Origin of the sequence: Stappia albiluteola (assembly GCF_014050225.1) — a bacterium.
Lineage (GTDB): Bacteria > Pseudomonadota > Alphaproteobacteria > Rhizobiales > Stappiaceae > Hongsoonwoonella > Hongsoonwoonella albiluteola.
The window spans coordinates 36,873-56,259 of the sequence record NZ_JACFXV010000006.1; the positions used below are offsets into that span (position 1 = coordinate 36,873).

The 19,387-nt window shown below is 61.9% G+C and carries 18 protein-coding genes and 3 pseudogenes; 15 read left to right on the forward strand and 6 right to left on the reverse strand.

Annotated elements, in window-relative coordinates; genetic code table 11:
• Positions 1-2 precede the first annotated feature (2 nt).
• Entirely contained in the window at positions 3-839 is an 837-nt protein-coding gene (locus H2509_RS00200) for an IclR family transcriptional regulator (RefSeq protein ID WP_328804930.1), read from the reverse strand.
• A gap of 90 nt (positions 840-929) precedes the next feature.
• Between H2509_RS00200 and H2509_RS00205 the strand changes: the two genes are divergently transcribed.
• On the forward strand, positions 930-1,241 hold the full coding sequence (locus H2509_RS00205; RefSeq protein WP_182161082.1) for a helix-turn-helix domain-containing protein: 312 nt from the start codon (positions 930-932) through the stop codon (positions 1,239-1,241).
• A 36-nt stretch (positions 1,242-1,277) separates the two neighbouring features.
• Here the strand turns inward: H2509_RS00205 and H2509_RS00210 are convergent, their stop codons facing one another.
• Positions 1,278-1,502, reverse strand: a complete 225-nt coding sequence (locus tag H2509_RS00210; protein WP_182161084.1) for a helix-turn-helix domain-containing protein — start codon at positions 1,500-1,502, stop codon at positions 1,278-1,280.
• A gap of 148 nt (positions 1,503-1,650) precedes the next feature.
• Between H2509_RS00210 and H2509_RS00215 the strand changes: the two genes are divergently transcribed.
• The 14 genes and pseudogenes from H2509_RS00215 to H2509_RS00280 all read left to right on the forward strand — a co-directional run.
• On the forward strand, positions 1,651-2,382 hold the full coding sequence (locus tag H2509_RS00215) for a LuxR family transcriptional regulator (RefSeq protein WP_182161086.1): 732 nt from the start codon (positions 1,651-1,653) through the stop codon (positions 2,380-2,382).
• A gap of 69 nt (positions 2,383-2,451) precedes the next feature.
• On the forward strand, positions 2,452-3,126 hold the full coding sequence (locus H2509_RS00220) for an acyl-homoserine-lactone synthase (protein WP_182161088.1): 675 nt from the start codon (positions 2,452-2,454) through the stop codon (positions 3,124-3,126).
• A gap of 7 nt (positions 3,127-3,133) precedes the next feature.
• Positions 3,134-3,424 (forward strand): transcriptional regulator domain-containing protein, encoded by a 291-nt coding sequence (locus H2509_RS00225; protein ID WP_182161090.1) that lies wholly within the window; start codon positions 3,134-3,136, stop codon positions 3,422-3,424.
• Positions 3,345-3,947: a DUF2285 domain-containing protein gene (locus H2509_RS00230; protein ID WP_182161092.1), complete on the forward strand. Its 603-nt coding sequence runs from the start codon at positions 3,345-3,347 to the stop codon at positions 3,945-3,947. The genes H2509_RS00225 and H2509_RS00230 overlap by 80 nt, the downstream gene beginning before the upstream one ends.
• A gap of 167 nt (positions 3,948-4,114) precedes the next feature.
• Positions 4,115-4,654: a thermonuclease family protein gene (locus tag H2509_RS00235; RefSeq protein ID WP_182161094.1), complete on the forward strand. Its 540-nt coding sequence runs from the start codon at positions 4,115-4,117 to the stop codon at positions 4,652-4,654.
• Positions 4,651-5,498 (forward strand): annotated as a pseudogene (locus tag H2509_RS00240) (hypothetical protein). Before H2509_RS00235 ends, H2509_RS00240 begins: the two are co-directional and overlap by 4 nt.
• 118 nt (positions 5,499-5,616) lie before the next feature.
• Positions 5,617-6,003, forward strand: a complete 387-nt coding sequence (locus H2509_RS00245; RefSeq protein ID WP_182161096.1) for a hypothetical protein — start codon at positions 5,617-5,619, stop codon at positions 6,001-6,003.
• An 82-nt stretch (positions 6,004-6,085) separates the two neighbouring features.
• A complete protein-coding gene (locus H2509_RS00250; protein ID WP_182161098.1) occupies positions 6,086-8,191 on the forward strand; it encodes a ParB/RepB/Spo0J family partition protein in 2,106 nt (701 codons plus the stop codon).
• A 110-nt stretch (positions 8,192-8,301) separates the two neighbouring features.
• Positions 8,302-8,919 (forward strand): DUF7007 domain-containing protein, encoded by a 618-nt coding sequence (locus H2509_RS00255; RefSeq protein ID WP_182161100.1) that lies wholly within the window; start codon positions 8,302-8,304, stop codon positions 8,917-8,919.
• The gene (locus tag H2509_RS00260) at positions 8,916-9,128 is read left to right on the forward strand and encodes a DUF6117 family protein (protein WP_182161102.1); all 213 of its coding nucleotides are present in this window, start codon (positions 8,916-8,918) and stop codon (positions 9,126-9,128) included. The genes H2509_RS00255 and H2509_RS00260 overlap by 4 nt, the downstream gene beginning before the upstream one ends.
• Positions 9,129-9,225: 97 nt before the next feature.
• Positions 9,226-13,473: a strawberry notch-like NTP hydrolase domain-containing protein gene (locus H2509_RS00265; protein ID WP_182161234.1), complete on the forward strand. Its 4,248-nt coding sequence runs from the start codon at positions 9,226-9,228 to the stop codon at positions 13,471-13,473.
• A 3-nt stretch (positions 13,474-13,476) separates the two neighbouring features.
• Complete coding sequence (locus tag H2509_RS00270) at positions 13,477-14,490, forward strand: DUF7146 domain-containing protein (protein ID WP_182161104.1); 1,014 nt, start codon at positions 13,477-13,479, stop codon at positions 14,488-14,490.
• Between the two features lie 238 nt (positions 14,491-14,728).
• Positions 14,729-15,676, forward strand: coding sequence for a DUF2493 domain-containing protein (locus tag H2509_RS00275; protein ID WP_182161106.1), 948 nt, complete (start codon positions 14,729-14,731; stop codon positions 15,674-15,676).
• A 493-nt stretch (positions 15,677-16,169) separates the two neighbouring features.
• Positions 16,170-16,523, forward strand: a pseudogene (locus H2509_RS00280) (transposase); the annotation flags it as partial.
• Positions 16,524-16,577: 54 nt separating this feature from the next.
• Here H2509_RS00280 and H2509_RS00285 read toward each other — a convergent pair.
• The 4 genes and pseudogenes from H2509_RS00285 to H2509_RS00300 form a co-directional block, all read right to left on the reverse strand.
• Positions 16,578-16,790 (reverse strand): annotated as a pseudogene (locus H2509_RS00285) (transposase); the annotation flags it as partial.
• A gap of 274 nt (positions 16,791-17,064) precedes the next feature.
• Positions 17,065-18,336 carry an adenylate/guanylate cyclase domain-containing protein gene (locus H2509_RS00290; RefSeq protein ID WP_182161108.1) on the reverse strand — a complete coding sequence of 424 codons (1,272 nt, stop codon included), beginning with the start codon at positions 18,334-18,336 and terminating at the stop codon, positions 17,065-17,067.
• A 93-nt stretch (positions 18,337-18,429) separates the two neighbouring features.
• Positions 18,430-18,714 (reverse strand): copper-binding protein, encoded by a 285-nt coding sequence (locus tag H2509_RS00295; RefSeq protein ID WP_182161110.1) that lies wholly within the window; start codon positions 18,712-18,714, stop codon positions 18,430-18,432.
• A gap of 83 nt (positions 18,715-18,797) precedes the next feature.
• On the reverse strand, positions 18,798-19,361 hold the full coding sequence (locus H2509_RS00300; RefSeq protein WP_235974567.1) for a cupredoxin domain-containing protein: 564 nt from the start codon (positions 19,359-19,361) through the stop codon (positions 18,798-18,800).
• Positions 19,362-19,387: the final 26 nt, after the last annotated feature.

Sequence of the window (19,387 nt, forward strand, 5' to 3'; positions counted from 1 at the left end):
CGTCAGGCGGCATCGTGGGGATCCTTGTCTTGCAACTCGCTCTCACCGCCGAATCCAAGACCCGCCGAGATCCGCGCGGCGGCGGCCATCACCTTTTCCCCCACCTCGGCAATTTCGATCTGCGGGCAGACGGAGCGGGGATAGGCAACGCTGATGGCAGCGATTACCGAGCCGCTGGAGCTGCGCACTGGCGCGCCGACCGAAATAACACCGAGAATGTTTTCATCGAGTGAGGTGGAGTAACCGATCGTGCGCGCTGTGCGGAGCTGGCTGATCAACTGCTCAGGTTCGGTCACGGTACGGGGCGTTAGCCGCTCAAATGGCGCTTCGCCAAGAATCTTGCCGATCGCATCATCGGATAGTCCGACAAGCAAGGCCTTGCCGAGAGCGGTCGAATGCAGTGCCATCCTCTCGCCCGGCGAAGAGCGGATGACGACCGGGCTGCGGCTCTGGACGGCAAGAAGATAAAGACCGGCCGACCCACAGCGCACTCCCAGGAAGGCGTTGAAGCAGTCCTCGGCTGCTAAGGCCTGCAGTTCCGGTTCGGTAAGGGCAATCAGCCGGTCCTTGCGCAGCACGTGTTGGGCAAGGACGAGCACTCCATGGCCGATCCGGTATCGACGCGTGTCGGCCGTCTGTTCGACATATCCACGTTCGGCAAGCGTGTTCAGAAGCCTTTGGATGGCCGGGGCGCTTAGTTCCAGGCGTCTTGCGACCTCGCGCACGCCCACCGGTTCGTCTGAGTCTTTCAGTATCTCCAGTACCGAAAGCCCGCGTTCCAAGGAAAGGCTGCCTGACATCATATGTTCCTTTAATAGGAATAACGTTCCGATAATCATAAGTTAAGCGGATAATCCCATTTCATGTCAAGCACGAATGTCTACTATAGTGTGTCGCTCTAAAGTGTGCGGTGCAGTGACCATGCGAGTATGGACATCCGCGTGGTCGTCGGTCTCAATGTGCAGCGCCTCCGGCGCGAACGGGAGATTTCTCAGGAGGAGCTGTCGTTGCGCTCGGATTGTACGCGCGGCTATCTGAGTGGCATCGAGACCGGCCGCCGAAATCCCACCGTCCTGTTCCTCGCGGACCTTGCCAAGGCACTTGAGAGCGACGTCTCGGAGTTCTTCGTCAAACCGGCAAAGGTTAGGGCCACCAAGAAAAATAGTGCAGTTGACGCTGGCGAAAGCGTCAAGAAGCGAACTTCGAGAGCGAAAAAGGCGCGAGCGCGCCCTTCGAGGTAGCTGGCCGGCTCTGCCGGGTCGATCGGCCACGGGGTCTTAGCGCCGGGAGGGTGGTTCGCGCCGGATCAGCCACTCGACATCAACCTGTAACGCCAACGCGATCGCTTCTAGCGTGTCAACCGTAGGCGAATTCTCCTCCCGCTCGAGCTTGCCGACATAGTTACGGTCAAGCCCGGCGAGATCGGCCAATTGCTCCTGCGTCAGCCCCGAGGCCTGACGCAACAGTCTCAGATTGCGAGCCACGACCGACCTCAGCCTCATGCAATGAGACAGTCAGGATGCCGCGTTTGGCTCCACCTATTATAGTAATCATTCGTATGCTGCAGGCTTGTTTTTCCGTTGCAGCCGCAGGTAAGATTTTCCTTCAGTAGTCGCCTTGAACGGGTGGAATTCGCCCGCTGCGTTGCAGATGAAGCAAAACGAACTCTTCGATGTTCTTCAGGCCGCCGAAAAGATCGACCAGGCGACAAACGTCGACGAAATTCTCGGCACGCTTTGTACCTGCCTCAAACACTACGGCTTTTACGCCTGCCTGATCACCCAGCTACCGCTAACGCATGAATTGCGCTGGCAGGAATATATCCTTGCCAATTGCTGGCCACGGGAATGGTACGAGCGTTACAATGCTACCGGTCACTTTCGTCACGATCCTTGCGTAGCTTACTGCCGCCGAACGGCCGATCCGTTCCTCTGGAGTGAAGTCAGTCGAAAGAACTTGGAGGCACCCGCCCGTTTGGTGATGAATGAGGCGAGCGAATTTGGCCTCCGGCAGGGCATCTGCGTGCCCATTCACGCCCCGTTCTCGCCGCCTACCGTAGTCACGGTTTCTGGGGAAATTGCCGATCTTGTGCCTGCCACCCGGCACATTGTCTGCCTTCTCGCCCGTCAGGCTCTGCAGGCAATATCGCGTTTGCGTTCTGGTTCGGGCAAATCCTCAAAGCCAATGTTGTCCGAACGCGAGCGCGAGGTCTTACGGTGGGTGGCCGACGGCAAGACGGCCTGGGAGATCTCTCGCATCCTTTCCCTCTCCGAGCACACCGTCCTGACACATCAACGCAACGCCAAACTGAAGCTTGATGCCGCCAACAACGTCCATGCTGTCGTGAAGGCCTTTCTCAGGCACGAAATCCAACCTGGATAAATCCCCAGATCTTGGTATGGCGGGCAATAACCTTCCCGGCCTAGGAACATGGAAAGCGGGGGATTCGCCATGTTCCATATTCACATTGTCGATAGTTCGAACCGAGGCGCTTATCGTGATGAACTCGAACAGCATTATCGGCTGCGCCACGAAATCTATGTCGGCGAACGCGGTTGGCACAATCTTGCCCGCCCCGACGGCCGCGAGGTTGATGCCTTCGACACCGAGGATGCCGTCTATTTGCTCGGTATCCTCCCAGGGAAAGGTGTCGTTGCCGGCTCGCGCCTTGTTCCGAGCCTCAAGCCTCATCTGATGAGTGAAGTCTTCCCTCAGCTTGCGCCTCAGGGGGTGCCGCGTGCCAATGACATCTTCGAATGGACGCGGATATTCGTTGTGCCTGCGCTGCGTCGACCGGGAAGTCCTTGTCAGGCCGCCGGCATAGTCTATTGCGGTATCGCTGAGTACTGCCTCCTGCGAGGCATCAGCCAGCTCTCGATCGTTTGCGAGACCTATTGGGTCGACCGTTTGGCCAAGCTCGGGTGGAACCCGCGCCCACTCGGGAGGTCATTTGAGTATCGTGGCGAGACCATTGTCGGCCTCATGGTCGACATGGGTGAGGCCGCGCTCGAAACGACGCGAGGGACTTACGCCATCAGCCATTCCGTCCTGTGGGCACAACACTACCAAGGTGCGAGCCGCTCAGTCGATCTCCATGACATGGCGGGGGGAGCGACAGGAGGGTGAGAACCGGATGAAAGAAGTGAGCGAGGAAACGTCCTTTGAGGACTGGCGGGACTGCGTCAATTACCGCCACCTACTCAATCTCGATCGCGCCGACTGGGCCTGGGAATTCCTGCGCCGCCATCCCGATTGTCCCAGCTTTCTGATCATGCCGAGGTCACGCCAGGTCTTGCGCGCGGCACCACCAATCAATCTGGTCACCCTTGAGGAAGAACTGGACCATGCCCCATCTTGGGGGTTGCGATTTCGCCGATACGCTCTCCTCACCGGCTTCCGCATCATCGGTTTTCTGGCGCGGTGATTGCCATACCAATGTTCTACCAGTCGAGGCATTTCCCGCCGGCTTCGTCGGCGACGCTGATTCCTTTGACCTTCTCAACGTGCCTCATCCGGTCACCGTTCTGCGTTCGCTGGATGGCGAGCATGTGCTGATTTGCGATGGGCCGCGATCATTGCGTCTCGATGTCATTGCCGGGAGCCTTCTCTCCGGCCCGGTACGGCTCGGCTACTGCCTGTCGGGTTTTGCTGGCGTCGAAGCCAAAGTGATGACTCTGCGGCGCCTTCTGGCGCTCGAGCGCCTCGGTCGCTTGCCCAGCGCATTGTTTCACCCTGAACGTAAGGCGCGTCGCTGGGGCATGGTGCTGCAAGCCTATGATGGCATGCGTGCCGGCGCCAGCCAGCGCGAGATCGCGACCATCCTTTACGGCGAAGAGCGCGTCCGGGCCGACTGGGAGGCCGGCTATCTCAGAACCCGTGTCCAACGCCTCATCCGCGCCGCCGATGAGATGATTGTTGGTGGTGGCTATCGCGTGCTGCTGCAATAGACTCACGCTGCTTAGCAAGTTCCACGTTTCCGTAAGACCTGGTGCGCGTCGTCCAGCGAGCAGTGGCTCGAGTCCTCCGGGGCCCTACGCTAGGTGCGAGAGGAAAAGGGCGGCTTTCTATGGGCAAAGCGCTGACGGTCGAAAAAAGGCTGGGAGCCGAAAATCCCATGAGAAGAAGCCGCTATCAGTTCCAGTTCGTCCGCCTCGCCGCCGTCATCGGCATTGTATTATTCGTCTGTCTGCCCTTCTGGCCCGAGCTCGACAGAGAGCATACCGACCAGGCCAATGTGATCGACGCGAATACGATCGAAGTGGGCGGCGAGCAGCATCGCCTCTACGGCGTCGATGCCGTGGAGATCGACCAGCGCTGCCGACGTCGCGATAGCACGACATGGCCTTGCGGCAGAGAGGCCGCCGCCGCGCTCATCAAATTTCTCGAAGGCAGAAAGGTCACTTGCGAAGTCTGGCAGGGAACGACGCGCGATGCTCATGGCCGGTTCGTATCTGTCTGCTACGCCGGTGGCGACGACATCAGCAGTTGGGTGGCGAAGAACGGCTGGGCGGTTGCCGATCGCGACGCCAATCGTCTCTACAACTATACAAGCGACGAGGGCACGGCCCGGTTTCTGCGCCGCGGCATCTGGGACGGAACCTTCGATCCGCCCGCCGAATGGCGGCCCCGGCAGCAGGCGGCAGGGCAGCCATGAACGCGCTGTTTCCTCCGCCGGCCGACACCTCCACCATCAGGCTGGGCGCGCTTTCGCTCGGCGCCGGCGTCCAGTCCACCACCCTCGCACTGATGGCCGCCCACGGCGAGGTCGGGCCGATGCCCGACTGCGCCATCTTCGCCGACACCGGCTGGGAGCCGAAGGCCGTCTATGGGCATCTCGCCTGGCTTAAATCGCCGAATGTACTGCCGTTCCCAGTGCATATCGTGACTGCCGGCAACAACCGCGACGGGCTGGTCCGCGGCGCGCAGGGCGAGCGCTGGGCGTCGATTCCCGCCTTCACCAGATTCGCATCGGGCAATGTCGGCATGATCCGCCGGCAGTGCTACCCATGGAACTGAAGATCGTGCCGATCCGCCGCAAGGTGCGGGAGCTGGTCGGGCTCACGGGCAAACGCTCGCCGGGCCGCCCCGTCGTTGAACAGTGGATCGGTATCTCCCTGGACGAGATCGTGCGCATGAAAATGTCCTTCGAGCCCTGGCAGGTGAACCGCTGGCCCCTCATCGAACTGGGCATGACGCGCCGCGATTGCCTGCGCTGGCTGGAACGGAACGGCTATCCCATGCCGCCCAAGAGCGCCTGCATCGGATGTCCGTATCATTCCGACGTCGTGTGGCGGCAGATGCGCGAGGAGGATCCCGACGGCTTCGCCGATGCTGTCGCCATCGACCGGCTGATCCGCACCGGCTTCCGCAATCTGCGCGGCGAGGTGTATCTCCATCGCTCCTGCGTGCCGCTCGACGAGGCCGATCTCGACACGCCGGCGGACAAGGGACAGCTCGACCTCTTCGCCGATGAATGTGACGGCATGTGCGGCGTGTGACCTGTTTTGCCTGATCGCCGATAGGGCCGCTCTCGACAAGTTCGAGAGCGGCCGTTTCGCCCGTGACGGGTTTTCAGGTCCGGAACGGTTCCGGGCCGCCCGTCGCGGGAGAACATCGATGCGCGATCGCGATTACGGTGCCGACATCGCCAAGGCCATCGCCACGCCGGGCGGCTATCTGAAGATCGGTCGTGGAGGGTTCAGTCTGCATTACCTGAATGCGTATGGCGGCCAGAGCAGCCTGTCCGGCTACGATTGCGACACCGTGAAACTGCAGACCATCGCCGCCGGACTTCCGGTGATCGACAGCCGCTGCGTCGACTTCGACAAAGTGACCAGGCTCGTCATCTCCGGGCCGATGATCTGCGTGGGTGGTGCGCCCGAGCCTGAACCATGGGGCGCATTCTCTTATGCGCCGCTGATCGAGGTGGCGCGGGCATACGCCGCGGCCGGGGCGGAGGTCTACAACCTCGACCTGGAGGAAGCGGCGGGGGCGGCGGCCTGAGAGGGAGAGGGAAGTGGGTATCTTCGTGACGAGCCTGTCAGGCGAAAGAGAGGCTTTCTCCGGCTCGTCACGGAGAACCGACATGGCAACGCCTAAGAAAATCTCCCTGTCCCAGTCCCGGGATATTCCGTTCGACAAACTGGTGCTGTCGAGCCGCAATGTCCGGCGGGTGCGGGCCGGCGTATCGATCGAGGAACTGGCCGAGGACATCGTCCGGCGCACGTTGTTGCAATCTCTGAGCGTGCGGGCGGTGATCGGCGAAGACGGTCAGCCCACTGAAAAATATGATGTGCAGGCCGGCGGGCGCCGCTACCGGGCGCTGGAGCTGCTGGTCAAGCAGAAACGGCTGGCGAAGAACGCGCCGATCCCCTGCGTCGTGCGGGAGGACGGTATTCTGGAGGAGGACTCGCTGGCCGAAAACTGCCAGCGCGTATCGCTCCACCCGTTGGATCAATTCCGCGCCTTCCAGTCGCTCAAGGAGCAGTGCCTCGGCGAGGAGGAGATCGCCGCCCGCTTCTTCGTGACGCCGCAGATCGTCAAACAGCGACTGAAGCTCGCCAGCGTGTCGCCCAAGCTGCTGGAAGTCTATGCCGATGACGGCATGTCGCTGGAGCAACTGATGGCCTTCACGATTTCCGACGACCATGCCCGGCAGGAACAGGTCTGGGAGACCGTGCAGCGCGGCCACAACAAGGAGCCCTATTACATCCGCAAGCTGCTGACCGAGAACACGGTGCGGGCCTCCGACAAGCGCGCTCGCTTCGTCGGGCTCGCGGCCTATGAGGAAGCCGGCGGCATCGTGCTGCGCGACCTGTTCTCGCAGAATGACGAAGGCTGGCTGCAGGATGTGGCGTTGTTGGAGCAGCTTGTCACCGAGAAGCTCGCGGCCGAGGCCGAGTCGATCAAGACCGAAGGCTGGAAGTGGATCGAGGTCGCTCCGGACTTCCCCTATGGCCACACCGCCGGCCTGCGCCGCGTTATGGGCGAAATGGAGCCGCTGTCCGACGACGAGCATGCCCGCCGCGAAGCCCTGCGGTCGGAGTTTGAGGAGATCGAACAGCGCTATTTCCAGGAGAGCGACGAGGACCTGCCCGAGGAGATCGACCGGCGTCTTTCTGAGATCGAGGCGGAGCTCGACGCCTTCGAGGAGCGGCCGGTCCGTTACGATCCCGACGAGGTCGCCCGCGCCGGTGCCTTCGTCTCCATCGACGGCGATGGCCGGCTGAAGGCCGAGCGCGGCTATGTTCGTCTCGAAGACGAAGCACCGGTCGCGGACGACCGGGGTGATGCTGGCGAAGCAAGAGGCGATGGTGATGCAGCATCGCCAGGTTCCGTCGAAGGCGCGCATTTCGCATCCAGTCAGGATCCGACGAACACAGGTTCCTCCGACGCCGACGCGGATGGTGAGGAAGACGGCCTGAAGCCGCTATCGGAGCGCCTGGTCATGGAACTGACAGCGCACCGGACACTCGCCCTGCGCGATGCGTTGGCGGGCGATCCTGACATCGCCTTCCTCGCCGCGCTCCATGCCCTCGTGCTCCAGACCTTCTGGCGTTATCCGACGGCGAGCTGCCTGGAGATTCGCGCCGAAAGCCCGACGCCGACCGTTCAGGGCCCGGGGCTGAAGGAAAGCCAGTCGGCGAAGGCCATCGACGGTCGGCACGCGAATTGGGAGAAGCAGCTTCCCGACGAGCCGGAACTGCTCTGGGAGTTCCTCTGCGATTTCGACCACGACAGCCGCATGGCGCTCTTCGCCCATTGCGTCTCGCTCACTGTCAACGCGGTGCATGAGCCGTGGAATCGGACACAGGGACGCCGGCATCATGCCGACCAGGTCGCCTGCGCGGTTTCGCTCGACATGACCGCGGCCGGGTGGAAGCCGACGGTGGAGAACTACCTCAATCGCGTACCGAAGGCGCGCATCCTTGAGGCGGTCATCGAGGCCAAAGGCGCCGGTATGGCGGAGCTCATCGAAGGGCTGAAGAAGTCCGACATGGCCGAGCAGGCCGAGCGGCTTCTTGCCGATACCGGCTGGCTGCCAGTTCCTTTGCGTACAGGTGGGCCGCTGCGCACGCCCGGCGTCGAGACAGCTTCGCACGCCGGTGAAGGCGCCGAGGCCGAGCCGGACGATCAGGCCCAGGGAGGGCCGGCTGCCGATCTTCCGGAGTTCCTCACCGCCGCTGAGTGATCGCTCCGGCTGTTCCCGTCAATCCCATCCACATGAAGCCCGGCCCCGCGCGGCGTCAGCCCGCGCAAGTCGAAAGACTGGCCGGGCTTCGCTTTTTCTGGAGACGTCACGTGCAACGCGAACGCATGATTTTCCCGGACGAACGCCCCGTCCATACGCCCTGGGGCGTCGCCGATTACGCCCGCGAATTCGCCGAGGGCATCGTCTTCTACGGCACGCCGTCCCATGGCGGCTTCAAACTTTCCGCCGAACGCCTGGCGCAGATGCATTCCGCCCTGCGCGATAAGGACGGGTGGTTCGAAGAGGACTGCGCCTGGGCCAAGGTCGCCTTCGCCTTTCGCGAATGCTTCAACGATGAGCAGCAGGAGGCCGCGATCCGGACGCTGAAGGATTGGTGCCCGGATGAATATGAGGCGGTCACCGGTAAAACCCTCGCCCCCGGCGCATCCCACATCAAGGGCCAGCGCCTTTTCCACGAATGCCATGCGCAAGACTGGGTGGTGATCAGCGCCATCAGGTCGGACCAGCATCCCGGTGTGGTCGAGTGCATCGCCACTCTTGGCGGCAAGCGCGCCGAATGGGGCAGGTCCGATCCGGAGAGGCGCTGCTATCTCGTGCCGGATGCCGAATATGACGGGCGCGGCAAATTCGGCTTTGTTATCGATCCCGATCGCCACGTGCTCTGCGACAGCCCCTCCAGCTTCCTCTCAGGGAAGGCGGCGCAATGATCCCTGACCACATCCGCGCCAATTTCCAGACCCTCATGCGCGCCGCCGAAAACGGCGACCTGGCGCTGATGGAGTGCGCGGACGCCGAAACCGGCGCGCCGCGTTACGTCATTTGCGCCGTCGGCTGTGACGGCGGCGAATACCTCTTCACGCCCTTCGGCCATCTGGCGGAGGGGAATCCCTACGAGGCGTACCACTCGTCAGAGTGAGAGCAGACCGGGATGAGGGTGGGCCGGGAGCGGGCAAGAGAGAGCCTGCCCCGGCCTTTTCCTGAAACCTCAATCCCGGAGCAATCTCATGAATCTGATGACGCCAGCGGCGGCGGTGGCGGCCGCCGCACCCATCCGTACGCCCGAAGAAGAGGCCGCCTGCATTCTCAAGGCGGCGGAACGCATTCTCACCGGTCTCGAACGCGGCATTCTCATCGAGGCCCGCGTCCTGCGGCAGGCGATGGAGGAGGCGTTCGGCGGTTCGGACGCCGAGGGTTTCTGGACCTGGAAAGCCGCATACGAAGCTTGCGAAGCAGCGCAGGTGCTGTTCCTCCGCAGATATGGTCGCGCCATGCGGGAGAAGGCGGGCTCACCCGTAGCGATGCTCGCCATGCTGTCTCGCATCGCCGGGCTTCTTCCTACCCACACCCGTCGCACGCAGGAATCCGAGGAGTTCCAGCAGTTCAGCACACCCATGCCGCTTGCCTATGTGGCCAGCATTGCGGCGGGCCTCACCGGCGACGATGCGGTGCTGGAGCCGTCGGCCGGCACTGGGATGCTTGCCGTATTCGCCGAGCTCATGGGCGCGCGGCTGGCGCTCAATGAGATCGCCGAGACGCGGGCCGCGCTTCTGCGGCGGCTATTCCCGGACAGCCTGATCACCACGCATGATGCCGCCAGCATCGACGATCGGCTGGCGGACGATATCGCGCCGTCGGTCGTGCTGATGAACCCGCCTTTCTCGGCGGCGCTCCACGTGCGGGGGCGCGTCTCCGACACGGACTTCCATCACGTGCGCTCGGCGTTGGCGCGCCTGTCCGAGGGCGGTCGCCTGGTCGCCATCACCGGCCACAATTTCCCCGTTGATAAGCTGAGCGGCGCGGTGCGTTTCACCTGCGTTGTGGACGGCTCCGTCTATTACAAGCACGGAACCACTTTCGACACGCGCCTCACCGTCATCGACAAGTCGCTTGAATCGGCTTCGCCGCCGGTTCTGCCGTGTGCGGAAAATGCCGCCGACTTGCTCACCCGCCTCATCGAACATCTGCCGCCTCGCCGGGAGGTGGACGGCGAGATCGGGCTCGCGACAGCGGCGAAGCCCGCTGTTGTGCGCAAGGTCGCGCCAATCGCGCGCAGGCCGCAGCCCGTCACTTCCGCGGCGCCCGATGCTGTCGAGCTCACCTATGAGGCCATCGAATGGAAGCCGACCAAGGGCGCCGACCTGACCGACGCGCTCTACGAGGGCTACGCCCTGCAATCGATCCATATCCCAGGCGCCAAGCCGCATCCTACGAAGCTGGTGCAGTCGGCGGCCATGGCCTCGGTGGCGCCGCCGCACCCTTCCTATCGGCCGCATCTTCCAGTGCATATAATAAAGAGTAGCGTTCTCTCCGACGCTCAGCTTGAGAGCGTCATCTACGCCGGCGATGTGCATTCCGGGCATCTCGCCGGATCGTGGTTGGTCGATGAGACCTTCGACAATATCCATGCCGCACCGGAAGGCGCCGAGAATGCCGTGCGCTTCCGCCGCGGCTGGTTCCTAGGCGACGGCACCGGCTGCGGCAAGGGCCGACAGGTCGCCGGCATCATCCTCGACAACTGGATCAAGGGCCGCCGCAAGGCGGTGTGGATCTCCAAGTCCGACAAGCTGATCGAGGACGCGCAGCGCGACTGGTCGGCGCTCGGCATGGAGCGCTTGCTGGTTCAGCCGCTGTCGCGTTTCAAGCAGGGAACGCCGATCCGGCTGACCGAAGGCATCCTCTTCGTCACATACGCCACCCTGCGCAACGAGCCGCGCCTTCGCCAGGTCATCGACTGGCTGGGAGACGGCTTCGACGGCGTGATCGTTTTCGACGAAGCCCATGCCATGGCCAACGCCGCCGGCAGCAAGGGTGAGCGCGGCGACCAACTCCCCTCCCAGCAAGGTCGTGCCGGCCTGCGGCTGCAGCGTGCGTTACCGGATGCCCGCATCGTCTATGTCTCCGCCACCGGCGCCACCGACGTGCGCAACCTCGCCTATGCCGAGCGGCTCGGCCTCTGGGGCGGCGAGGATTTCCCTTTCGCCAACCGGGCCGAGTTCGTCCAGGCCGTCGAAGCAGGCGGCGTGGCGGCGATGGAGGTCCTGGCCCGCGACCTCAAGGCGCTCGGTCTCTACACGGCGCGGTCGCTGTCCTATGAAGGCGTCGAGGTCGAGATCGTCGAGCACAATCTCACCCCGGCGCAGGTGGAAATTTACGACGCCTATGCCGAGGCGTTCCAGGTGATCCACTCCAACCTGAACGCTGCCCTCGAAGCCTCGAACGTCACCGCGGAGCGAAAAACCCTCAACGGCCAGGCGAAGTCCGCCGCGCTGTCGGTGTTCGAGGGCGCCAAGCAGCGCTTCTTCGCCGCGCTGCTTTCGGGGCTGAAGACCGCCACGCTTATCAAGTCCATCGAGGCGGATATGGCGGCGGGACATGCCGCCATCGTGCAACTGGTCTCCACCGGTGAGGCGATCCTCGACCGCCGCCTGTCCGAGATTCCAGCCGAGGAATGGGCGGACCTGAACGTCGATCTGTCGCCCCGCGACGTGATCCTCACCTATTTGCAGCACGCCTTCCCGACGCAGCTCTACGAGCCCTACACCGACGAAGACGGCAATCTGCGCTCGCGCCCCGCCTTCGATCCCGAGGGCAACCCGATCCAGTGCCGCGAGGCCGTCGCCTCCCGTGACCGGATGATAGAGCGTCTCGCCTCGCTCGATCCCGTGCCAGGCAGCCTCGACCAGGTCATTCAACGCTTCGGGACAGACAAGGTAGCGGAAGTGACGGGACGATCACGGCGGATCGTGCGCAAGGGCGATCGGCTTTGTGTCGAAAACCGTCCGTCCTCGGCCAATCTCGCCGAGACGCAAGCTTTCATGGATGACGAGAAGCGCATCCTGATCTTCTCGGACGCCGGCGGCACGGGCCGTTCCTACCATGCCGACCGGGGCGCGAAAAATCAGCGCCTGCGCGTCCATTACCTGCTCGAAGCGGGATGGAAGGCCGACACCGCCATCCAGGGACTCGGCCGTTCCAACCGCACCAATCAGGCGCAGCCGCCGCTGTTCCGCCCCATCGCCACGGACGTGAAGGCCGAGAAGCGCTTTCTTTCGACGATTGCCCGCCGCCTCGATACCCTTGGCGCCATCACGCGCGGGCAGCGCCAGACCGGCGGCCAGGGGCTGTTCCGCGCCGAGGACAATCTCGAAGGCGATCAGGCCCGCGCGGCGCTCAGGCAGTTCTATTACTGGCTGGCGCAGGGCGCCATTCACGGCTGTTCGTTGACTCAGTTCGAGGAAGTGACCGGCCTGACGCTGACCTTCGAGGGCGGCAACATGAAGGAGGAATTGCCGCCGATCACGACCTTCCTCAACCGGCTGCTGGCACTGCCCATCGCCATGCAGAACACGCTGTTCGCGGTGTTCGAGGAGATTTTGAACGCCCGCATTGAGGCGGCGATTGCAGCGGGTGTCCACGATATCGGCCTGGAAACCATCCGCGCCGAAAGCCTGATCGTCACCGACCGGCGCACCGTCTGGCGGCACGACAGCGGCGCTGAGACGCGGCTGTTCACGATCGAGCGGCGCGATCGCAACCGCCCCATGACGGCGGAAGAGGCGATCACCATCGAAGGCGGGCGATTGCTCGTCAATGAGCGCTCCGGCCGCGCCGCCGTCAAGACGTCCGCGCCGAGCCTGATGCTCGATGACGGCAGCGTGGAACGCCGCGTCCGGTTGTTGCGCCCCATGCAGCGCGACACGATGAGCGTCGATGACTTCGCCGCCACGCACTGGAAGGAAGCGGAGAGGCAAGAATTTATCGCCGCATGGGAAAAGGAGATCGCCGGAATCCCCGAATTCTCGACGAGCACGTTCCATCTCGTCACCGGCCTCCTGCTGCCGATCTGGCGGCGTCTTCCGGAGAGTAACGCCCGCGTTTATCGGCTGCAAACCGATGATGGCGAGCGCATCATCGGCCGCATGCTGACGCCGGTTGAGGTGGAAGCGTTCTGCCGCAATATCGGCATGGAGGCGCCGAAGCTCTCCGCCGGGGACGCCTGGACCCTGATCAATGAAGGCAAGGTCACGGCCCATCTCGCCGATGGCCTCGTGCTCCGCCGCGCGCGCGTGATGAACGAGAGCCGCATCGAACTCACCGGCTTCACCTCCGGCATGGTCGATGCCCTGAAGGTCCGCGGCCTGTTCGGCGAGATCATCTCCTGGAAGCTGCGGTTGTTCGTGCCGGTGGGCGAATCCGGCAAGGCGGTTTTCGAGAGCCTCACCGACCGTTGGCCAATTACTGAAATCGCGGATCGGGGGTGACATATGCCCCGCGCCGCCGATCTGGCGCGCCGCCTCGGTGAACAGGCCGAGGCGGTGTGCCGCTATTACCTGCCGAACGGTCGCCGCCAGGGCCGATACTGGATCTGCGGCGATGTCATGGGAACGCCGGGGCGGAGTCTTTATGTCCGCCTTTCCGGCGAACGTGCCGGCAAATTCTGTGACGCATCGACCGGCGAACATGGCGATCTTCTCGACCTTATCGCCCTCAATCGCGGCCTCGACTTCTGTGCCGCGCTCGATGAGGCGCGGGGATTCCTCAGCCTGCCGGTTCTGCCGACCCGCCAGGTCGAGCCGCCCGCGCCGTCCGGCTCTTCCGAGGCGGCGCGGCGGCTTTTCGCCGCGTCGAAGCCGATCCGCGCTACGCTGGCGGAACGCTATCTCCAAAGCCGCGGCATCGTACTGCCTGCGGACGTTTCCGCGCTCCGCTTTCATTCGCGCTGCTTTTATCGCGGGCCTGTGGGGCGCGAGATATGGCCGGCGCTCATCGCCGCCGTCACGGATCTCGACGGCGCCATCACTGGCGTGCATCGCACCTGGCTTGATCCTGGCGGCGGCAAGGCGCCTCTCGATCAGCCCCGCCGCGCCATGGGTCATCTCGCCGGAAACGCGGTCCGGCTCGGCGTTGCCTCCGACGTCCTGACGGCGGCGGAAGGCATCGAAACGGCGCTGGCGCTCAAGACCGTGATGCCCGCCATGCCGGTCGTTGCCGCACTCTCCGCCGCCCACCTCGCTGCCCTGATTCTGCCGTCGTCGCTGCGTCGCCTCTATGTCGCGCGCGACAATGACGGGGCCGGGCGCTTTGCGGTGGAACGATTGCGCGCCCGCTCCAGAGCCGGCGATATCGACATCCGCGCGCTCGCCCCGAGGACAGAGGATTTCAACGCCGATCTCCTCTCCCTCGGCCCGGACCGGCTCAGGGCATGGCTCGCCGAGCAGCTCGCTCCGGACGATGTTCAGCGTTTCCTGGTCGCGGATGAGCAGAGGCGATGCATGTGAAGTCCGTCAGCGCCGGACGGGCGAGGAGCGGCATCGGGGCCGGCCTTCCGGTTCACAAGGGGCCGCGCCACGGCCTTTCCAAGAGAGGGATCTGCCAGCGCCGGCCGACTTTGCAACGGCCTTGCGGCCGTCCTCCACTTCGTTGCGGCCCGGCGGGTGCAAAGCCGCCCCTTGGCACTGGCGGGCGATCCCCGGAAAGGCCGCGACGGACGCGGCCTCGGAACCGGGAGACAGCCCCATGCTGCACGACCTCTTCACCGACGACGCCATCGAACCCCATCACGCGGCATCGCCAACCGCCCATGTCCTCGACGAAATGGCGCTTCACGGCACCCGTCCCGGCCCGGACGATCCGGAGCGCCTGACCGTGCCCGAAGCCGACCGTGCCGAGCAGGAGATCGAGACCGCCGCAGCCGCCCTCATTGCCCTCATGGCCGATACGGCGCTGGATGACGATCTCGATGACGTCCTCTGGGGCTTCGCCAATCTCTTCCACCGCCGCATCGGCTGGCTCGACCGCTTGCTCGACGACAACGAGATGACGCAGCGGCGCTTGGCAAGCGAGCAGGACGGCTCGGAGATCAAATCGGTCGAACTCGAGCGCCTGACTGCCCGCGGCGAGGCATTGCTCGAACGCCGCGCCGCCTTCGAGAACCTCCGCGACCTTGCCGCCACTCAATTCGAATCCGCGACCGGTTCCGCCTGGCGGCCCCGCACGGGCTCGATGACGAACCGGCGGACGATGACGGCGGCCATGATCGACAGCCGCGACTTCATCGCCGCCAAGCGGCGGGCCGAGACCGAACCGCTGCTGCCCACCGGTCCGCGCATCGCGTTCACCGGCGGCGTCGACTGCAATGATCACGCCCGCATCTGGGATGCCCTCGACAAGGCCCGCGCCAAGCATCCCGATATGGTGCTCATCCATGGCGGATCGCCGAAAGGCGCCGAAAAGATAGCCGCCTGCTGGGCCGACAATCGCGGCGTGGCGCAGATCGTCTTCAAGCCCGATTGGACCCGCCATCGGAACGCAGCCCCCTTCAAGCGCAACGACCAGATGCTCGAAGCGCTCCCCATCGGCGTCATCGCCTTCCCCGGCTCGGGAATCTCGCAGAACCTCGCCGACAAGGCGCGTAAGATGGGGATCGCGGTGTGGCGGTTCGACAAGGGCGAGGGTGGCGCGTGACGCGCCGCAGCTGCCGTCGTTGTTGTTTTCCTGACACTTTTGTTTTTTTGGTTATCAACGTGTCGAAAGATACAAATACCTCCGGCGCATCGATGGCGTTGCAAATGTAGTGTGATGCCGAAAGCACTCGGTAAGATTATCCCCAATCTGAAACACTTCGAGCAAGACACGGTCGTTGATTGGGGCGCGCCATCTGTCTCGTAGTTAGCAATTACGGAAGGGGCGGCGCTATGTGCAAAAGGCAGCCTTCTGCTACGGAGTTAGGATGAGTTTGCCGGTAATATCGAAAATGTTGATCGCCTGCGAGATGGCATCGAGCTCCTTTCCAACAGTGTTGGTGCAACTCCGCGACCGGCGCAATGTAACAGAAAATGTACAAAGTTGTTTGCGCATTGCCAATGCGAGTATTTCCTTTCAGACTGGCTGAGAGGAGCAAGGAATGGATGAGCAGGAGAAGCTCACGCCGATCGGGCAAGTGATCTAAATCGGCGAGATGCTGACTTCCGCCTTCCGGGCTGAGAACATTACGGGGGCGCTGTCGGGCACGAGAGTGAGCTCAGGCGCGATCTCGCACCCGAACAATAAGATCTACGCCAAGATTGACGAGTGGCGGCACCGAAGGATAGAGCGCAGTCACCTCTACGTATTCCTAGACGGAATCGTGATGAAGCGCTCGTTGGTCGGCAAGGTCCAAAATGTCTCGCTACGGGTGGGGACCGAGCTGATGAGCAACGGCTTCCCGGCTATCCTCGGCATCGCGGAGGGCCCGAAGGAGGATAAATCCGGTTGGGCGGCGCTTCTGCGTCATCTCGTGGATAGTGGGCCCTCAGGTGTGCGGCCGTTCGTTTCCGATGCTTGCCGTCGGCTCGTCGAAAGAGCCGCATTGCTGCCGTATGCGCAGTGCCAGCAGACGCTTCAGTCGCGTGTTCTCGTCCTCCAACGCCTTCAGGCGGCGCGCCTCCGAGACGTCCATCCCGCCGAAACGGGCCTTCCAGTTGTAGATCGAGGCGTCACTGACCCCGTGCTTGCGGCACAGGTCGGCGACCGAAACACCGGCCTCGTGTTCCTTCAGAATTCCGATGATCTGCTCTTCAGAAAAGCGGCTGCGCTTCATGTCCTGGTCCTCTCGATGGGCCAGAACGAACTTCAATCCGGATTAGAGCGCGGGGGCAACGTCAGCCTAAATAGCCGCTCCCGAACTCGAAGCCGTTGCCTGAGAGCACCGCTTACACACTGTCCGTATATTTGTTGGCTTGATGTTCATGCAGCAAGCCATCTTTGATGCTCCAACGATCTACAATTGGCACTCAAAACGGCATTACGTTAATAGCTTGCTCCATTCGGCGAATTGAAAATGGCATCTTGGATGGAAGTACACGCTTTGGTCTTTAGCGGGCCGGAACCCTCTTGGCACGTGGTAGGAACAAGATATCCAATTTGCCATCCCGACCGGGCAAGTCGACGCCCTGCATCTGCATGAATGAAGTTGAAGGAAACCTGAATTTCAAGGCTTGAACCAAATCCATTGAGACCACAAGGGATGCGCCAAGGCTTTTGGTTATGCGCTCCAGGCGGTAGGCAACGTTGACAGTATCGCCGAGGACCGTGAACTCATCATGGTAACCACTCTTTACGACGCCGCTAAGGATTGACCCGTAATGCAGTCCTATTCCTACGGACGGTATCATTCCGTCCAGTCTTTTTTGCCCCTCAAGCCAACTATCGAGTGAATTCGATATTTCAATAGCACATGCCAATGCCCGGTCGGTATCATCATTAGCATTGTGAGGGACGCCAAAAACGGCGAGGATGCCATCTCCGGTAAACTTGTCGATCACTCCGCGATGTTTTAACACGGACTTCGAAACTATCTGCCGATACGCCGACAACATCAAAGCTAGTTTCTCAGGTGAGGTGTTTTCCGACAATCGAGTAAACGCTCGAATATCAATGAACATCACGGCAGCGTGATTGCGCATCAATCCTAGGTTAGGGCCTTCTTCCTGGAGAGTTAGCGCAACCTGGGGAGAAAAGAAGCGGGTCAGATTCCGGCGCATATTGTCTGCATTCAGTGCGAGCAGCCTAGTTTGCTGCATCTCTGACGCAAAAAGATGCACGGCTATTGCTGTGAAACCGAAACTAGCGGCGAAGCCCAGATCCTTGTTGAACAAGCCCTCGATGAATGGTGTCAGCCCGATACTGTGGTGACGCAGCGCCTGGACGATCAACATTCCTATCCAAGCAAAGAAGACAGCTGATGAAAAGACAATAATGCGGCCTTGATCCTGACGAAGAGCGACATGATTCAACAACACAAATGGGATCACAAGGCTCGTAGTTGTCAGATTGTGATTGGCTGTCGCAGCAGTATCCAGAAGGTTGCCGTAAAGCACTACACTGACCAAAACTGCATCGATCAATATGTAGATCATTGTGGCATTGCGCCAATCGGGTCGGTAGAAGCTGGTCAATATGGACGTGGCTGTCACCGTCAGATAGGCAAATGCAATTAGAAGGTAGCCGACGATATTGTGGTGAGAGCTTTCGAAAAACAAATTTACGGCGACGATACCAAAGGCAACGAGCCGCAACGCGTTCCAGCGGAGCTCACGAGACGCATCAACGCCAAGAAGCGAAGTGCCGTCACGATTTTGTCCCAAGACGGGCTCCTCTTAGTCCGGCAGATTCCACGAGGGGCGCAATGCGCCAAGGCGCGAGGCGCCCCTGTAGGGGGAATGAGGGCGTTTCCGGTTTTATTTGATTTCGACGATAGTGAGCTTGCCGTTCACCCGGTCGGCGACGAATTCGATGTTGTCGCCTGCTTTCAGCTTTTCAAGCATGGCATCGTCGGCCGGGCGAAACACCATCGTCATTGCCGGCATGTCGAGGTTTTTTAGCTCCTCATGGATGACGGTGACTTTTCCAGCCTTAGCGTCAACTTTCTTGACGGTGCCCTTTGTATATTCGGTCGCGAATACGCTACTTGCGCTAAAAAACAACGATGCACAGGCAAGTGCAATTTTCGATATTTTTGTCATGTTGCACCTTTTGTTTGTCAGTTCAGCGTTGGATATTCCCAAGGCGAACCGGATGAGCGTGGGGTTTTCTTTCAAAAAGCGGATCAGTTGCGTGCGAGCGAATTGACAACGTCAATGCCGCCCCTCATCCCGGCTTCATAATGCCCCGGGATGAGGCAAGCGAACTCGAAATCGCCGTCGTTGACGAACGACCAGATGATCTCGGCTTTGCTTCCGGGCTCCAGGTGAACCGAATTCGGGTCGTCGTGTTCCATTTCCGGAAATTTTTCCATGAGCGCCTTGTGTTCGGAAATTCCATGGTGATCGTCGAGCACGAATTCGTGGGCGAGTTCTCCCTTGTTTTCGATGATGAAGCGAATCGTCTCGCCGTGATTGATCTGCATTTGGTTTGGTTCAAAGATCATGTCGCCATCATCCGTTTCGCGCATCGTAACGGTGATCGACCGCGTGACTTTCGATGCCTTGCCCGGCTCCCCGACAGCCATTCTGTGGTGTTCTGCCGCCAAAGCGTGACCATGCCCTCCGGTATCCGCTCCGTGGTGAGGCGTCTTTGCCGCGTCCCCGTGGCCGCCGGCGTGGCTGCCGCCGGCCGCGGCAGCGGAGGCATAAAGAATGGCGCTGACAGTCGTGGTCATAAATCTCTGCATTCGTTTTCCCTTCTGGAAATTGCCGT

Excerpts from the sequence above, each read along its gene's own strand:
- H2509_RS00200 (WP_328804930.1), bottom strand. The coding sequence starts at position 839 with ATGATTATCGGAACGTTATTCCTATTAAAGGAACATATGATGTCAGGC.
- H2509_RS00205 (WP_182161082.1), top strand. The coding sequence starts at position 930 with ATGGACATCCGCGTGGTCGTCGGTCTCAATGTGCAGCGCCTCCGGCGC.
- H2509_RS00210 (WP_182161084.1), bottom strand. The coding sequence starts at position 1,502 with ATGAGGCTGAGGTCGGTCGTGGCTCGCAATCTGAGACTGTTGCGTCAG.
- H2509_RS00215 (WP_182161086.1), top strand. The coding sequence starts at position 1,651 with ATGAAGCAAAACGAACTCTTCGATGTTCTTCAGGCCGCCGAAAAGATC.
- H2509_RS00220 (WP_182161088.1), top strand. The coding sequence starts at position 2,452 with ATGTTCCATATTCACATTGTCGATAGTTCGAACCGAGGCGCTTATCGT.
- H2509_RS00225 (WP_182161090.1), top strand. The coding sequence starts at position 3,134 with ATGAAAGAAGTGAGCGAGGAAACGTCCTTTGAGGACTGGCGGGACTGC.
- H2509_RS00230 (WP_182161092.1), top strand. The coding sequence starts at position 3,345 with ATGCCCCATCTTGGGGGTTGCGATTTCGCCGATACGCTCTCCTCACCG.
- H2509_RS00235 (WP_182161094.1), top strand. The coding sequence starts at position 4,115 with ATGAGAAGAAGCCGCTATCAGTTCCAGTTCGTCCGCCTCGCCGCCGTC.
- H2509_RS00245 (WP_182161096.1), top strand. The coding sequence starts at position 5,617 with ATGCGCGATCGCGATTACGGTGCCGACATCGCCAAGGCCATCGCCACG.
- H2509_RS00250 (WP_182161098.1), top strand. The coding sequence starts at position 6,086 with ATGGCAACGCCTAAGAAAATCTCCCTGTCCCAGTCCCGGGATATTCCG.
- H2509_RS00260 (WP_182161102.1), top strand. The coding sequence starts at position 8,916 with ATGATCCCTGACCACATCCGCGCCAATTTCCAGACCCTCATGCGCGCC.
- H2509_RS00265 (WP_182161234.1), top strand. The coding sequence starts at position 9,226 with ATGACGCCAGCGGCGGCGGTGGCGGCCGCCGCACCCATCCGTACGCCC.
- H2509_RS00270 (WP_182161104.1), top strand. The coding sequence starts at position 13,477 with ATGCCCCGCGCCGCCGATCTGGCGCGCCGCCTCGGTGAACAGGCCGAG.
- H2509_RS00275 (WP_182161106.1), top strand. The coding sequence starts at position 14,729 with ATGCTGCACGACCTCTTCACCGACGACGCCATCGAACCCCATCACGCG.
- H2509_RS00295 (WP_182161110.1), bottom strand. The coding sequence starts at position 18,714 with ATGACAAAAATATCGAAAATTGCACTTGCCTGTGCATCGTTGTTTTTT.
- H2509_RS00300 (WP_235974567.1), bottom strand. The coding sequence starts at position 19,361 with ATGCAGAGATTTATGACCACGACTGTCAGCGCCATTCTTTATGCCTCC.